The sequence below is a fragment of the Pontiella desulfatans genome (assembly GCF_900890425.1).
In the GTDB taxonomy this organism is placed as follows: domain Bacteria; phylum Verrucomicrobiota; class Kiritimatiellia; order Kiritimatiellales; family Pontiellaceae; genus Pontiella; species Pontiella desulfatans.
Genome location: NZ_CAAHFG010000004.1, coordinates 1,034,802 through 1,050,261, shown reverse-complemented (window position 1 = coordinate 1,050,261; position 15,460 = coordinate 1,034,802). Strand labels below are relative to the sequence as shown.

Genomic DNA, 15,460 nt, shown 5'->3' with positions numbered 1-15,460 from the left:
CCTCTTTACACCACTAGACGCTTTGATGCGCCCAACCACTCATCGTTAAGCATACGCCCCGGCAAGCCGGGGCGCACACATTTAATACTTTTTGACCTGGCAACGTGCTTACGGCGTGAATTCAATCTGAAGCCGAATGAACTGCTGAGCTTCAGTATCGGTTGGAATCCGGTTGGTTATGGCATTGAACCCTGTTACACCCGATGCACCGCTGGCTGTTTCATAGCCGCTTCCATCGGCCCAGTTGGTGATGACCAGATCGGTACCCACCTCGAGGATCGAAGCCAGCCCTCGGTCGTCCGCATCGGTTCGTTCGTAGTAGATATATTCGAGATAGTTAGTTCCTCCCGCGGCGACCTGCGACTGCACCGGCACATTGCCTTGGTCGCCGCCATCCGAAGGATCACCGCCGTAGGCATATTCGGTCAGATTATCCAGATCATCACTGTCGCCGTTATCCAGCAGATTTGAGCTGGCTCCTACACCCGGATAAAGAGCAATCCATTCACTCCATAGCGACGTGGGAGTATCATTAGTCGCATTTGGATCTATGAATGTTGACAGTCCCATCGATTCGATCACCACCACATTATTTGATGACCAGTTTGCATCTGTTGTGAATACCAGTTGATCGAAACCGGCTTCGTTAAACACATTCGTAGATTTCTTCAGCTCACCATTCAGGAAGTATTCAATGGTATCGTTGTCGAAATCAAATTCGATCACAGCCGTCGCCGGGGTCGTTCTGTTTGTGCTGGCAGTACCGAGGCCATAGGTGTTGAATTTTTGAGCTCCTGATTCCACACCCATCAGTTGCATCCATGTGGCATTTCCTGCGTCATTGACCCTCAGGCGAATCAGGGCGACGGCATTTGTGCCGGACAACGCCTGAAGCTCGAGGTTTCCGCTGTCGGCACCCTCCGGAAGATCCCATGAAGCAAAATTCATTTCCAAACGATATTTACCGGTGGTAAAGGCTGTCGCATAGGCATCGTTCGTTGGATTCGCATTGGCGGTTCCCGCTTTCGGAAGCTTCCGGAATACCTCGCCGGAGTGGTTGCTGACAATTAAACTACCCGCACCATCCGTTGTTATGGTGTCCGGTCCGCCAAAAGTCCACTCACTGCCCAAAGAACCTGAGTTAACCCAATTCGTACCAAATGACTTGTTGGCCGCATCAGCTTCAAAATCCCAGTATTCGAGTTTACTCCATGGGTCGGGAGCCGGCTCGGACAGGGACACCGAATCAATCTTGATGAATTCCGTTGCCGTTCCAGCCGCGCCGCCGAATTCCCAGGTCCCGTTACTGGCATCAACGATGAGCTGTATACGGTCAATCATTGTCATTCCGGTTCCGTCAGACACCAGCGCGACAAAACCACTTCCGGCATCAACCTGCGTAGACCATTCGCCCGTATCGAGATCGACCAGAAGTTGCACCGTAACCGGTGCGGTATTGGTTAAATTCAAACTGCCCAGTTGATTTTGAGCATCCGTGCCGGAGAGATTTCCGTTGTTTGAATTTTGTGAACGCACGCGCATATCATTGCCAGGTGCTTGGGCGACTTCAAATTCAATCTGGGCACTCCCGTTCGTCGTGTGTCCGAACGCGAATTTTATTCCGTTATTAACGACGCCAAGGCCATCTGTACCCGCCATATTCCAATCGGAAACGACAAATTCAAATATATACTGGCCGGAGGTAAGCTCGGTAAAATCGGCCGTTCTAAAGGTTGTTCCGCTGCCCGGATTCCACTTGTAGAAGGTGGCGTCACCAATGTTGAGATCGCCCGCCTGTGTCGATGGCCCGCCAAAATTCCAGGACGAGCCGACCGTCCCCGTGTTCGTAACGCTGTTTAGCGCAGTTCCATTGGCATCGTTGAATTGCCAGTCCTCAAGCGTCCCTGCATAACTACAGGCAACCAAGAGGGTTGCTGCGACTATCGTTAAGCACTTTTTCATCTCATTCCTCTCCTCGCATTTCTGGTTAAAAATCCATCGCCAGCCCTTCAGGCGAAGATCACACTCCTGTTTCCATCTGTAATCCAAAATAGCGCAGAACGGAATTCTATCAATCCCCAGTATCGAAACATTAATGCGGAAAAATGAAACCCATTTTGAATGTTTGACATCGCTCAGATACGAGGTATTCCTGACACCGAATCCTGAAAGGTGAAACTCCATGATCAAACGCAAACACATCATGCTGCTGTTGGAATGGTACGACTACCGCATCCACCGCGGCGTGGCGCAGGTTGCGCGCGAAGCCGGCTGGCAGCTCAATTGCCCGAAGGATCCGGTCACCAACGACGGGTACCTGAAGGACTGGAAGGGCGATGGGTGCATCGCCTTGCTCCAGTGCAGGGAGACATTGCAATATTTCCGTACCCACAAAATTCCATTGGTCGATCTTGGCCTCGGCGAACACAACCTTCCCATTCCGCGCGTCGTGACCGACAACCGCGAAATCGGCCGCCTTGCCGCCGAACATTTCCGCGACCACGGCTATCGCGAAGTCTTCGCCCTCGGCCCGGGAAATATCCGGATGTATCAGGAGCGCCTGGATGCATTGCGCGAATTCATGGAGGAAGATGGCGGCTCCGTCACGGTTCTCCAATCATCGGAAAACATGCAGCCGGGCGTTATCCGGGAAATGGAACAGATTGCAAAAAAACGCGGCAACCGTCTGGAGGAGCTGTCTTTAGGATTCTTTGCCTACCAGGATAATATGGCGGCGGAGCTGATATCCCTTTGCCTGCGGAACGAGCTGCGCGTTCCGGAAAACATGGCCGTACTGGGTGTGGATAACGACGATCTGGTCAACGCCGGGCTCACGGTTGGCCTGAGCAGCATCGAGACCGATCAGGAAGGTTTGGGCCGGTTGGCCGCCAACACCCTTCGCGGCCTTCTGGAGCAGCCAGCGCGCAAGGCGGAGGCAACGGTGATCCGCCACGCCCCGGCCGAGGTTGTTGTGCGCAGGAGCACCGACTGCTATGCCGTGCGCAACCCGCTGGTTTCCGATGCGCTGCACTGGATCCAGAACAACTTCCACACCGGCATTCAGGCCACCGACGTGGCCGAGGCCATGGGCGTGACCCAACAGGGACTTCAGAAGGCCTTTGCCGCAAACTATTCCCGCTCTCCCGGGCAGGAAATCCGCTACCAGCGCATCCAGTCCGTCGCCCATCTTTTGAGCTGCACCACAGCCACACTCGAGGACATCGCCGAAAACTGCGGCTACTATTCCGTCGACACCCTGATCAACAGCTTCAAGACGGAATATGGAACAACGCCGGGAAAATACCGGAAAATGAAACAACAAGAACGGGATCGTTAAACGAACGGATCTATTCCCCAGCCCGCTCTTTCCGCCGCTTCGCGAGATCATCGCCAATCTGATAGTTCAGCTCTTTCGATATCGGATAGAAAAGCAGAATGGCCACTGCCGCAATGATGAACGCGGCCGGCGCAACGGACGAGGCAACACGAATGCCGGTCATGGCGCGTTCAGCCAGCTCAGCCCCGCCTTCGTAACCGTATTGGGCAAGGATCAGCCCCTGGATATAGCCGCCGACCCCCAACCCGAATTTGAGGGCAAAGACCACGCCCGCGAAGGTAAACCCGGTCGCGCGGCGACCCGTCTTCCATTCGGAATAGTCGGCGGTATCGGCAATCATCGACCACAACAACGGAACGGTGGGGCCGTACGCCAACCCCCACAACGCGCTCTGCCACAGCATGGCGCGGACATTCGTGGAAGGAATATAAAACAGCCACAGGGTCACGAACGTCGTTACCACTAGCGATCCCACAAACACCATCCGCTTCCCGAAGAGCTTCGAAAGGGGCTTGGAGCACAAAACGCCAAGGAACATGGTAAAGGTGCCCAGCATACCCATGATGCCGTAGGCGACGCCGGGCACATTGGAATGATCCGGCTTCAGCAGATAACCGAAGGCGTTCAGGAATTTCCCGAAGCCGGTCGGGGCAACGCCGTCAACCGACTGAAGCCCCATGCTTCCAATAAAGTCCGCCAACGATTGACGGTCGGCGATGTGTTCCATGAAAAGAGGCAGCGATCCGCCGCGAACCACCAGCATGATGAAAATCATCAGCGTGGCGCTGAACAGGATGACCCACGGGCGGTTTTTAAACGTGTCCAGCATGTCCTGTTTTGCAGACGACTGCTGATCGGGGTCGGGCTCCACGCGCTCCTTCACCGAGAAGAAACAGATCACGAAGAGGAAAATGGTTACCACCGCGAAAATGCCCATGGTGATCGACCAGCCCTTGGCATCGTCGCCCTGCCCGAATTTATCAACCAGCGGCAGTGTCATGCCCTGCACGATGAACGAAACAATCGTGACGCAAACAAACCGGTAGGTGGAAAGGCTGGTGCGTTCATCCACGTCGCCCGTCATCACTCCGTTCAACGCGCAATACGGCACGTTGTTCACGGTATAGACGGCCATCAGCAGGAAATACATGAGGTAGGCATAGACCATCTGCCCCGTGGGCGACCATCCGGGGCTGGTGAAGGTCAGCCAGAAAATGGCGGCAAAAGGAAGCGCCGACCAAATCAGCCAGGGACGGAAGCGTCCCCACTTGGTCTTTGTGCGGTCAGCAACAAACCCCATGGCCGGATCGGTGAAGGCATCGAAGAAGCGTCCGATCAGAAACAGGAGCCCCGCCGCCTTGGGGCTCAGCCCCAGAATCTGCGTAAAAAACATGAACTGATAAGCCATCAAAACCTGGAAGACCAGGTTGGCGGCTCCATCACCCAGACTGTAGCCTACCTTTTCGCGGAAGGAGAGTTTCTGATGAAAATGTCCCATATTACCCCTTATGCTTCGGTCAAATCCTGAGGTTGCAGCGGTTCCATTTCCCCCCCGCCGTCCATCGTGCAGATCGTTCCGTCATCGCGGTATACCAGCTCGCAGACCTTCATGCTGCGCAGCCAGGTCTTGCCTCCCGACGGACCGCTGTCGTGGTGAAACAGATACCACTTCCCCTTAAACTCCGCAATCGAATGGTGTGTCGTCCATCCCACCACCGGGGTCAGAATCACGCCTTGGTAGGTGAACGGCCCGTATGGATTGTCCCCCACGGCATAGCACAGCTTTTGCGTATTGCCCGTGGAGTATGAAAAATAATAGTTGCCCTGGTATCTGTGCATCCACGCGGCTTCGAAGAAGCGACGCTCATGGTCGCCGGCTCTCAGCTCCTCGCCCTGTTCATCCAGAAGCACAACGGCACGCGGTTCCTCGCCAAACTGGAGCATATCATCGCGCAGCCTAGCCACCCGCGGGGGGAGCGCCGGCTCATCGTCGGCGGGTTCCTTCCCGTTCTCAACCGCCTGGTTGTTCCGATAGGATTGCAGCTGCCCGCCCCATATACCGCCAAAGTACATGTAGTGCGAGCCGTCCTCATCACGGAAGACGCAAGGATCGATCGAATAGCTTCCAGCCATTGGAACTTCCTGAGGAACAAAGGGCCCCTCCGGCTTGTCGCTGATGGCCACACCGATGCGGAAAATATCCGAACGGTCTTTCAGCGGGAAATAGAGGTAATATTTGCCGTCCTTGCAGGCACAGTCGCAATCCCACAATTGGCGACCGGCCCATGGAATATCCTCCAACTTCAGCGCAACGCCATGATCGGTAACATCCCCTTCGATGTCCTCCATCGAAAAGACATGGTAATCCCGCATGGCGAAGTGGTCGCCATTATCGTTTTCCGGGATGCCCGCATCAATATCATGCGAGGGATAAATATATAGCTTCCCGTCAAACACATGCGCATGCGGGTCTGCCGTGTATAGATGCGGCACAAGATATCTTGTCCATTTCGCCATAGGGTAAACTCCTAAAAACAGAATGTATCCCACCACCCCCGAATCAGCAATCAGGCCTCATGAAGCGGGAATCGGGTTTTATGAAACCGGACGCCGCTTTTTCAAACATTGGACGTTCCGCTCGTGGAACTTCATGACGACAGGCCCGACTGTTTCTGAATTCGGTCAAGATGGGTTTTGTTCACAGGATCAGTGCATCGCCATCCATGGCCGGCGAAGCCATGCAGCCCGGTAGCCGCCCTGCCCTTTGTTTCTCGGCTCTTCAGTTAGCAGCCGCAAAACCCTTTGGGTTTAGATTGGGAAATGGGTTTTATAACGAGGCGTTTTCCTCTAAGAATCTTCATGAATGAATCCGTTGAAATCTATTGGAATAGCCCCCTGCCTGCTCGCCCTGCTCTTGGCGTCGCCGTTACAAGCTGAGGAAACGAACCTTGAACAGGTCACGTTGCAACTGAAATGGACTCATGCGTTCCAATTTGCCGGATACTATATGGCTCAACACAACGGCTACTACCGCGAGGCGGGGCTGGATGTGGATATTGTCGTCGGGGGGCCTAACATCGATGTGGTCGGGCGGGTGCTTTCGGGCGAAGCCGACTTCGGCGTGGCGACCAGCGACCTGCTGTTGAACTATGCCGAAGGCAGCCCCGTGAAGGTGCTAGGCGTGGTGTACCAGCACTCCCCCGTCATCTTGATTATGCGGGGCGACAAGCCCTCGGCCACCATGCAGGATCTAGCGGGCAAGACGATCATGATCGAAGAGCATGCCGCCGACCTTTTCGCAATGTTCAACCGAGCCGGGGTTCCCCTCGACCAGCTAACCTGCCTGAACCACACGGGCTACATTGAAGACCTGCTCACCTCCGAGGCGCACGCCATTTTCGCCTATATGGGCAACGAGCCTTTTGTGCTCGACCAAATGGGCGTCGAGCATTTCATCCTCTCGCCGCGCACTTACGGGATCGATTTCTACGGCGACAATTTTTTCACCACCCAGGCCATGCTCACGGAAAGGGAGGATGTGGCCAAGGGCTTCCGCGCGGCCTCTGTCCGCGGCTGGCAGGCGGCCTACAACCATCCGGAAAAGGCGATCGACATTATCCTGGAGCACTACCCCACCCGCATGAGCCGCGAGCACCTGCTGTACGAAGCACGGATTACGCGGGATCTAATGACCGGGCTCGTCGATCCGGGCTATATGCTGCCGGGGCGCTGGGAACACATTGCAGACACCTATATCGAGATCGGCATGCTGGACAAGCGCCCGGATCTCGACGGGTTCATCTACCAACCCGACGGCACCATGCTTCCTGCCTGGTTCATGAAAGCGGTAGCCGGCGCAACGGCACTGCTGGCCATCCTGCTGGCCATCACGGTCTACTTCCGGCACCTCAATGCAAAATTGCTGACCATCAACAAGGAGCTCTCGGATGCCAAGGAAGCCGCCGAACAGGCCAACCGCAAAAAAACCTGGTTCATCGCCAACGTCAGCCACGACCTACGCGCGCCGATCAGCTCGATCATCGGGTTGACCAATATTTTCCACCACCATGGCAAGAGCCTGGAGCTGCCGGACAAGTTCAATGCATTCCTGGAGCAGCTCAAGTCCGGCGGCGGGTTCCTGATGCTCATGCTCAATAACATCCTCGATCTTTCGGCCTTCGAAATGAATGCCGCCGCCGTGCGCCCGGAACACTTCGAATTGTCGGAATGGGGCGGGGAAATCGGCAACCTCGTGCAGCCATTGGCCAACGAGCAGGGCGTGCAGGTTCGCATCGATGCCACCACCGCGACCATTGAGGCCGACCGTACCCGCCTCTCACAAATCCTGCTGAACCTGATCCACAATGCCATCAAGTTCACACCGGAAAACGGAACCGTCCGCATCGCCCTTTCATGCAGCCCATCCTCCCTGGAGATGCGGGTTTCCGACGAAGGCCCGGGTATTCCCGAGGAGGAGCGCGAACGGATTTTCGACATGTTCGCCCAAGGGGCCGAAGGGCCGTCGCACCGTTCGGGGGTCGGGCTCGGCCTTTCCATCGTCGAGCGCAACACCCGCCTGCTCGGCGGCGACATCCGAATCGGCAATGCCCAGCCAACCGGCACGGTTTTCACCGTTGCCGTACCGCTCGGGGCGGATTCGTCGATGATTTCAGCCCATTCGCAGATGGACGCTTCCTCTCCGCCTAAAATCGTCTCATAAAGGCTCGTATGAAGGTCATCATTATAGAAGACAACATCGTCGACATGGAAAACCTCAAGATCCTGCTCGGAAAGTTCGGGGACCATGAGTTGGTCGGTACTGCGGAAACCATTGAAAAAGGCATGGACTTAGCGGCACAGCTTCGCCCTGATATCATTCTGTCCGATATTCAACTCGGCCGCGAGGTAAGCCTGGATCACTTAAGAAAGTTGGACTATAGCCCCCACATCATCTGTACAACACTGTACGAAAGCCATGCACTGCGGGCCTACGAGGTCGGGGCCATCGATTATCTGCTTAAACCCGTAACCGAAGAGAAGCTGGAGAGAGCCTTCCGTCGCGTACCCAACCCCCGTCCCAAAAAAAGCACAGGCAATGGCATCATCCTTCTGAAAATCGGAAACACAACCCGGATCAGCCAGATCAATGAAATCATCCAGGTGACCGCCGATCGTGATTACACCACGATACTTGATGACAACGGCACCCACCCGCTGTGCAATCGGCGCATGCACGAATGGCTCGAACTACTCCCTCACGAACAATTTGTTTCGCTAGATCGGTCCACCATCATCAACGTGAAAAAAATCAGCGCCTTTTCTAGGCTGAACCACTCGAACAAAGCCCAGATTGTATTGCTGAATGGGGACATACTTGAAATAGGCCCGACAGCACTCGGCCGGCTCCAGCAAATATTCCAATAAGCCCGATCCAGCCTCGAATCCCCGGATTCGTCAGATCCATTTCACGATTTCATCCAAGGGCAGCCGCGGGCGGGTCTTGCGCTCCCCGGCGGGCCAGCCGACCGTAATCAATCCCATCGGCGCAACATCCTTCGACCAACCCACAATCCGCCGAACCGCCTTTTGTTTGATCCACCCGATCCAGCAGGTTCCCAGCCCCAGCTCCTCCGCCTGCAACACCAGGTGCTCGCCCGCAATGCCTAGATCGATTTGCGGATATTCAACACCGGTAATCCGGGTACCCACCTTATGCACCAGGCCTTTGCTCCGCACCCCGATGGCAATGATTGCGCCGGCATTGGCCGCCCATTTCATTTCGATGCCGACGCGAAGCGACTCCTTCACCAGCCGCATCCGCGTGCCCGCATCCTGCACCACCGCAAAGCGCCACGGCTGCTTGTTGCAGGCCGAGGGCGCCAGCCGCGCCGCCTCCAGCATCAGCTCCAGATGCTCGCGCGGCACCGGTTTCGCTTCATACGACCGGCAGCTCGTCCGGTGCTTGACCAAATTGATGAACGGTTCCTTTTCCATAGGTGGAACGTAGCACATGGACTAAAAGCCAGTCATGGGAACTTTTCGCAAATCGCGGTGCTCGATGACGCATAATTGCATTTGATTTGCCACGCCCGTATCCCTACTCTCCGCTAAATCGCCAGAACTCTTAACGACTGCTAAACATTGGGGAATGTATGAACACAGTAATAACTAGTCTGTGGTGGATTGCGCCGATCGCATCCATCTTCGCGCTGTTCTTCGCGGTCTTCTTCTATAGGAAGATGATGTCGGCGAACGAAGGTAACGAAACCATGATCGAAATCGCGGGGCACGTTCGCGAGGGCGCCATGGCCTACCTGTTCCGCCAGTACAAGGTCGTGATCATCGTCTTTGTCGTGCTGCTGGTTATTCTCCAGCTCCTCGCATTGTTTGGCATCCAGAATCCGTTTGTCCCGATCGCGTTCCTGACCGGGGGCTTTTTCTCCGGCCTGTGCGGCTACATTGGAATGAAGACGGCCACGGCCGCCTCCTCGCGCACGGCGCAGGGTTGCTCCGAAGGCCTCAACCGCGGCCTGCAGGTTGCCTTCCGCTCGGGTGCCGTGATGGGCCTCGTCGTCGTTGGCTTCGGCCTGCTCGACATTTGCCTGTGGTACCTGATTCTCGATAAGCTCGTCTACACCACCGCGCACATGGCGGACGGCTGGCACATGCTGGGCATGGAGCTCGTCCCAGCCGGTTGCGACGTGGCGGAAAAGCTCGTCCACATGACCACCACCATGATCACCTTCGGCATGGGCGCTTCCACGCAGGCCCTGTTTGCGCGTGTCGGCGGCGGCATCTACACCAAGGCGGCCGACGTTGGCGCCGACCTCGTCGGCAAGGTGGAAGCCGGCATTCCGGAAGACGACCCGCGCAACCCGGCCACCATCGCCGACAACGTGGGCGACAATGTCGGCGACGTCGCCGGCATGGGCGCCGACCTCTACGAATCCTACTGCGGCTCGATCCTCGCCACCGCCGCCCTCGGCGCGGCCGTCGGCGCGCATAAAGTGATGAACGGCACCGGCACCGAAGCCGATGCCATCAGTCTTGTTACTGCTCCGATGATTGTTGCAGGGGTCGGCACCATTCTTTCCATCATCGGCATGTTTATGGTTCGCTGCAAAGAAGGCGCCTCGCAAAAGAACCTGCTGAAAGCCCTGCTTACGGGTACCCTCGGCAGCTCGGTGCTGATTGTACTGGCGCTGATCGGCCTGTGGCAGCTCGGCATGATTTCCGGCGGTATCGTACTGTCCGTCATCTCCGGCCTTGCGGCGGGTGTAATCATCGGTCAAGCCACGGAATACTACACCTCCGAGGAATACAAACCGACTCAGGGCATCGCCGACCAGGCGGTCATGGGGCCGGCCACGACGATCATCGACGGCCTCGCCACCGGCATGTACTCCGCCGGCATCCCCGTGATCACCATCGTCATCGGCATCATCTGCGCCTTCGGATTCGCGGGCGGCTTCTCCGATATGTCGATGGGCCTCTACGGCATCGGCTTCGCGGCGGTCGGCATGCTCGCCACGCTCGGCATCACGCTGGCCACCGACGCCTATGGCCCGATCGCCGACAATGCCGGCGGCAATGCCGAGATGGCCGGTCTACCGCCGGAAGTGCGCGAGCGCACCGATGCGCTCGACTCGCTCGGCAACACCACCGCCGCCACCGGCAAAGGCTTTGCCATCGGCTCCGCTGCCCTCACCGCCATGGCCCTGCTCGCCGCCTATATCGAAGAGGTGAAAATCTGGATTGCCAAGCTGGCCGGCGAAGGCTCCTTTGCCGGATTCACCGCCGAGCAGGCCGAGCACGCCGGCATCATGGATTTCGTCCGTTCCTTCGAACTGCACATCATGAATCCCCTGCTCCTCTGCGGATTGTTCCTCGGCGGCATGATGGCCTTCGTCTTCTGCGCCATGACCATGAAGGCGGTCGGCCGCGCCGCCGGCGCGATGGTGGAAGAGGTGCGCCGCCAGTTCCGGGAAATTCCGGGCATCATGGAAGGCACCGGCAAGCCGGACTATGCCTCCTGCGTGGCGATCTCCACCAAGGGTGCCCAGCGTGAAATGCTCGTGCCCTCCCTGCTCGCGATCATCATTCCGGTCGTCACCGGCCTGATCCTCGGCGTGCCGGGCGTGATGGGCCTGCTCGCGGGCGGACTGACCACCGGCTTCGTGCTGGCCACCATGCTCAACAATGCCGGCGGCGCGTGGGATAACGCCAAGAAATACGTTGAAAAAGGCGCGCACGGCGGCAAGGGCTCCGATGCCCACAAGGCCGCCGTCGTCGGCGACACCGTCGGCGATCCCTGCAAAGACACCTCCGGCCCCTCGCTCAACATCCTCATCAAGCTAATGACCATGGTCAGCGTCGTCTTCACCCCGGTCGTCGTCAAATTCTCCCCGGTCATCCAGGAGCTACTGCACATCACGACCAAATAGTTCCGGAGGGCTTTCCAGAAAACGTATCGCCCAGCTTCACGGCCGTGAGTCTGGGCGATACGCTTTGAGGGTGGATGCAATAAACCGCCCCCGAACGCGTTCTACGCTTTGTGGGAAGACAGGAGAGGAACGATGAATGTTGAATGGACCAACATGACTGGATTCGGGCCGACGGCCTGGAACCATGGCGGTGCTCCCGTGACGATCTTGATGAAGCATCCCCAAAAAGAAGAGAAAACAGGGAGGGTGGCGTCTGCCGTTCAGCACCATAACGCTTTGCCGCCGCGCGCCGGGTCAGTGACCCAGCCTACAGCCGCGTTGTAGGCCCGGTGCCCCACCGGGCGGGCGGCGGATCGGCCCAACACCATTAGCGAGCGTTTGCGATGAGCGGGATTTGCCCGACGCGTTCGAAAAGCATGGATTCCTTGGCGATGAAGGTGCCGCCATCGACGTTGATGGGAAATGGCTTGCCGTGGTCGGGGATGAATTCGAGATTGTCTTTTGCGACAATGGGTACGAGGCCCCAGCGTTCGGGATCGTCGGTGATGGAGCCGTCGCGGGCGTGCTTGATCTGGGGTAGCAGTTTGGAGGCGCCGAGGTTGCGCAGACCGAAGCAATAGAATTCGCCGGAACCGAGCGGCTGGTCGGAATACGGCAGGTCGGGGCCGAGGTATCCGTTGACAAGGATGATGGACTGGAAGGCGTCTTCCGCGGCGAGCCGGCCGTCGGCCATGATTTGCCAGCGCGTCTTTCTGCGGAAGGGTGCTTTGATGAGCCGCTCCATTAGCGCAAGCGCCACGCCGGTCATGAAGGGGCCGAGGTCGCCGAAAAACTGGCTGAGGATGCCCTTGTAATATTTGGTGTAGCGGTTCTCGGTATAGTAGGGAATCCGCCCGAAGAGTTCCGCTCCGCCGTAGCCGATAAAGTGGCGCGGCACTTCGTTGCCCGCCGGACTGCTGGCGCGGAGGATGTCGGCGGGGAGATGCCGGTCTGCGGTGATGGATTTCGCAAAGACCTGGATCGCGCGTTCAATCTCGTCGGGCATGTCGAGCACCTTGCCGATGAGGTCGGCGGAGCCCTTGCGCAGGAAACCGAGGCGGACGTCGGCCAGCCCGACGCCGGAATCGATGCAACCCTCAAGCACGGCGCGGAAGGTGCCGGAACCACCGGCGGAGATGGGAATCCGCCCGCCCTCTTTCAACGCCGCGCAGGCGGCGGCGCGCGCGGCGGCATGGCTGTCGACCGAGTGCAACCGGACATCGGAATAGCCATGCTCCGCAAACAGCGGAACTATCCGCTCGACCTTTTTCCAGTCGGCAATCGAGCCGGAGATCGTTGTGGCAATCACATCAATCCGTTTCATAACATTCCCTCTATACCGGTTTCTTATAACAAAACAATTTGATGCAAAATGTTGGCTTCGACAACGGGTGTTGAGCGTTCCTCATTTTGCATATAATCATTTTGCTTCTACTTTCTGCTGTATTGCCGTTTTGATAAATGCGGTTGCTTCTTCGGTGAGCTGATCCTGGGTTTTGTCGCCGGTCAGGCGGCCGACGGGGCGGGTTTGCTGCACGACGTCGCAGACGAGGGCGTAGGCTTTTCTGAGCTTGCTTAGCTTCTCGATGTTTTCATGCGCCTGCACCTCTTCGCCGCGGGAGGTGATGCGCTCCACACAGACCGCTGGATCGACATCGAGAAAGATGACCGCATCCGGCAGGTGCAGATGGGTGAGGTTGAGTTTGCGCAACGTCAACAGTTCCGGGAACTGCTTGAAGATGGGATCGCGCTTTCCGCAGACGTGTTTTCCGGTGAGGATGTCCATGGCTGTTGAACACACCTCTTCATTGAAGGCGTCTTCGTGGTAGAGGATGGCCCAGCCGGCCATGTTGAGCAGTGGCGAGCCGTCCATGAAGACCTGGTCGGGGCGATACCAGCGGTGCACGTCGGAGAGCAGGCGGTCGCGCAGCAACAGCTCTGCAAGTTTTGGAATCTTGTAGTGCTTCAGGTTCTTGGCGCTCTTGGCCTGCCGCCCCACCCACTTGCGCACTTCGTTGGCGACCAGCGGCTGGGCTTCGCTCGGCTCGCCGGCGTTGAACAGTTCGAGCGTGTCGCCGATGAAGCAGCTGTTGCCAGCGGAGCACCCGGCCAGGCGGCGCGACAGGGTGCTCTTGCCGGAGCCGTCGACTCCGATGACTGCCACGACAAATGGATTGTGCGGTTCGGGCATGCGGCGCTGGCGGTAGGCGCGCTCCTCTTCGGCGAGGGCTTCGAGATGGTCGTGCAACCGGGCGGAGATGTCGCGGCTCTTGCCTTGGAGCCGCTGGGGCGGGCCGATGGTGATATGGTTCCAGAGCGGAAGGGGGAACGCCATCGCCTTGGGGAATGCGCGCTCCGGCCCTTCGAGGTAGACAGGCACAACGGGGACATCCGGGTTATGTCCGGCAATGAGGCCAACCCCGCCGCGGAATTCCTGTAGCTCGCCAGCGGCGCCGCGGGTGCCTTCGGGGAAGATGATGATGCTGCGGCCGTCGTCGAGCCGGCGCTGGATTTCCTTGATGGCGGCAAGGCCGCTTTCTTCGCGGTCGACCCAGACGGGCTGGAGGAGGAACTGCACCATCTTGAAAAGCCAGGGCGGGTTGGAAAAATAGTCTCGTGCGGCGACCGGGTGGGTACGGGTGATCTTGCACAACGGCAAGGCCGAGTAGAGCAGGAAAATATCGAGGTGGCTGTTGTGGTTGGCGGCGAGGATGAAGCGGTCGAGTCCATCGAGGTTTTCGCGCCCCACCACGTTGACGCCAAACAGCAGGCGGAGCAGTGGGCGGATGAGGATCAAGTGCAACACTGTCCTCAGCGCATTCATTAGAGGTCGCCCCATTTGAGGAACCATCGCAGGTAATGGAAGACGATCGGGGCGGTGTAGAGATAGGACTTGAGCCCATTAATGGTGCGACCCCTTCCCTGCTGCAGCCGATCCGCACGGATGCCAAGATCCTGCTCAACCGCGTGGAGCGTATACCGCCCCATGCAAACCGAAACCGGAATGAGGATGCCCAGCATGACTGAGTGGACCAGCGGAATCGCCGTCCAGGAAGCCAAGCCGATATACAGCGGGCAAACAACGGCCACTTGCAATAGCAGCCTCATTCTGGGCGACCCAATTTTCAGGTGTTTATGAATCAGGGCAGCGGCGCTGACCCCCACGATCATGAGCGATGTCATCCGCGCTGAATAGAAAAGCAGATAAGCGATATGCCCCACGCAGAAAACAAAGAAGAACAGGCCGAAATCCAGCATGCCCACTGAAAACACAATCCCTTTCGACCGACCGCCGAGAGCGACGAAAAACGGGATGAGCAAGAAAGCGTAGACCGGTATGGCGATAATGAAGAATCCGTACCATTCGATATGAATAAGATAGAACATGAATGGAATCGAGAGATATGAAACGAGTATGCCCCAACGGTCTTCGAGCCGGATATCCACCAGCGACAGGTATTCGCGCAAGGCGCAAAAACTGATGAGCGCAAGCAGCCACAATGCAACGCTGTAAGAAACCCATTCCGCCACGGTGATCGCCAGGAAAAGAGCCAACAGGGGCCGGGTGGCCGTAGGTGCGCGAAAGCGTCCTTTGCTCAAGAAAGACGCCACCTGGACAATGGTGACCACAATCAGGATA

General features: G+C 57.5%; 12 protein-coding genes. 5 read left to right on the top strand and 7 right to left on the bottom strand.

Features of this window, described 5'->3' with window-relative positions; translation table 11 throughout:
* Nucleotides 1-108 precede the first annotated feature (108 nt).
* Nucleotides 109-2,190, bottom strand: coding sequence for a hypothetical protein (locus tag E9954_RS29895; protein ID WP_136082955.1), 2,082 nt, complete (start codon nt 2,188-2,190; stop codon nt 109-111).
* Here E9954_RS29895 and E9954_RS29890 point away from each other — a divergent pair.
* On the top strand, nt 2,183-3,337 hold the full coding sequence (locus tag E9954_RS29890) for an AraC family transcriptional regulator (RefSeq protein WP_136082954.1): 1,155 nt from the start codon (nt 2,183-2,185) through the stop codon (nt 3,335-3,337). The genes E9954_RS29895 and E9954_RS29890 overlap by 8 nt on opposite strands.
* 10 nt (nt 3,338-3,347) lie before the next feature.
* Here the strand turns inward: E9954_RS29890 and E9954_RS29885 are convergent, their stop codons facing one another.
* Entirely contained in the window at nt 3,348-4,835 is a 1,488-nt protein-coding gene (locus tag E9954_RS29885; RefSeq protein WP_136082953.1) for an MFS transporter, read from the bottom strand.
* A gap of 8 nt (nt 4,836-4,843) precedes the next feature.
* On the bottom strand, nt 4,844-5,854 hold the full coding sequence (locus E9954_RS29880; protein WP_136082952.1) for a glycoside hydrolase family 43 protein: 1,011 nt from the start codon (nt 5,852-5,854) through the stop codon (nt 4,844-4,846).
* A 346-nt stretch (nt 5,855-6,200) separates the two neighbouring features.
* On the opposite strand from E9954_RS29880, the gene E9954_RS29875 reads away from it, so the two are divergent.
* Both E9954_RS29875 and E9954_RS29870 read left to right on the top strand, forming a co-directional pair.
* Complete coding sequence (locus tag E9954_RS29875; protein WP_136082951.1) at nt 6,201-8,057, top strand: ABC transporter substrate-binding protein; 1,857 nt, start codon at nt 6,201-6,203, stop codon at nt 8,055-8,057.
* A gap of 8 nt (nt 8,058-8,065) precedes the next feature.
* Nucleotides 8,066-8,761 (top strand): LytR/AlgR family response regulator transcription factor, encoded by a 696-nt coding sequence (locus E9954_RS29870; RefSeq protein ID WP_136082950.1) that lies wholly within the window; start codon nt 8,066-8,068, stop codon nt 8,759-8,761.
* Nucleotides 8,762-8,791: 30 nt separating this feature from the next.
* Here E9954_RS29870 and E9954_RS29865 read toward each other — a convergent pair whose 3' ends face one another.
* Nucleotides 8,792-9,331, bottom strand: a complete 540-nt coding sequence (locus E9954_RS29865; RefSeq protein ID WP_168442691.1) for a nitroreductase family protein — start codon at nt 9,329-9,331, stop codon at nt 8,792-8,794.
* Nucleotides 9,332-9,489: 158 nt separating this feature from the next.
* On the opposite strand from E9954_RS29865, the gene E9954_RS29860 reads away from it, so the two are divergent.
* Both E9954_RS29860 and E9954_RS29855 read left to right on the top strand, forming a co-directional pair.
* Nucleotides 9,490-11,781, top strand: coding sequence for a sodium-translocating pyrophosphatase (locus E9954_RS29860; RefSeq protein WP_136082948.1), 2,292 nt, complete (start codon nt 9,490-9,492; stop codon nt 11,779-11,781).
* 132 nt (nt 11,782-11,913) lie between these two features.
* Nucleotides 11,914-12,105 carry a hypothetical protein gene (locus E9954_RS29855; RefSeq protein ID WP_136082947.1) on the top strand — a complete coding sequence of 64 codons (192 nt, stop codon included), beginning with the start codon at nt 11,914-11,916 and terminating at the stop codon, nt 12,103-12,105.
* 43 nt (nt 12,106-12,148) lie between these two features.
* Here the strand turns inward: E9954_RS29855 and E9954_RS29850 are convergent, their stop codons facing one another.
* The 3 genes from E9954_RS29850 to E9954_RS29840 form a co-directional block, all read right to left on the bottom strand.
* On the bottom strand, nt 12,149-13,144 hold the full coding sequence (locus E9954_RS29850; protein WP_136082946.1) for a diacylglycerol/lipid kinase family protein: 996 nt from the start codon (nt 13,142-13,144) through the stop codon (nt 12,149-12,151).
* Between the two features lie 96 nt (nt 13,145-13,240).
* Nucleotides 13,241-14,644, bottom strand: coding sequence for a 1-acyl-sn-glycerol-3-phosphate acyltransferase (locus E9954_RS29845; RefSeq protein ID WP_168442690.1), 1,404 nt, complete (start codon nt 14,642-14,644; stop codon nt 13,241-13,243).
* Nucleotides 14,644-15,450 carry a hypothetical protein gene (locus E9954_RS29840; protein WP_136082944.1) on the bottom strand — a complete coding sequence of 269 codons (807 nt, stop codon included), beginning with the start codon at nt 15,448-15,450 and terminating at the stop codon, nt 14,644-14,646. The genes E9954_RS29845 and E9954_RS29840 overlap by 1 nt, the downstream gene beginning before the upstream one ends.
* Nucleotides 15,451-15,460: the final 10 nt, after the last annotated feature.

Excerpts from the sequence above, each read along its gene's own strand:
- E9954_RS29890 (WP_136082954.1), top strand. The coding sequence starts at position 2,183 with ATGATCAAACGCAAACACATCATGCTGCTGTTGGAATGGTACGACTAC.
- E9954_RS29885 (WP_136082953.1), bottom strand. The coding sequence starts at position 4,835 with ATGGGACATTTTCATCAGAAACTCTCCTTCCGCGAAAAGGTAGGCTAC.
- E9954_RS29880 (WP_136082952.1), bottom strand. The coding sequence starts at position 5,854 with ATGGCGAAATGGACAAGATATCTTGTGCCGCATCTATACACGGCAGAC.
- E9954_RS29875 (WP_136082951.1), top strand. The coding sequence starts at position 6,201 with ATGAATCCGTTGAAATCTATTGGAATAGCCCCCTGCCTGCTCGCCCTG.
- E9954_RS29870 (WP_136082950.1), top strand. The coding sequence starts at position 8,066 with ATGAAGGTCATCATTATAGAAGACAACATCGTCGACATGGAAAACCTC.
- E9954_RS29865 (WP_168442691.1), bottom strand. The coding sequence starts at position 9,331 with ATGGAAAAGGAACCGTTCATCAATTTGGTCAAGCACCGGACGAGCTGC.
- E9954_RS29860 (WP_136082948.1), top strand. The coding sequence starts at position 9,490 with ATGAACACAGTAATAACTAGTCTGTGGTGGATTGCGCCGATCGCATCC.
- E9954_RS29855 (WP_136082947.1), top strand. The coding sequence starts at position 11,914 with ATGAATGTTGAATGGACCAACATGACTGGATTCGGGCCGACGGCCTGG.
- E9954_RS29850 (WP_136082946.1), bottom strand. The coding sequence starts at position 13,144 with ATGAAACGGATTGATGTGATTGCCACAACGATCTCCGGCTCGATTGCC.
- E9954_RS29845 (WP_168442690.1), bottom strand. The coding sequence starts at position 14,644 with ATGAATGCGCTGAGGACAGTGTTGCACTTGATCCTCATCCGCCCACTG.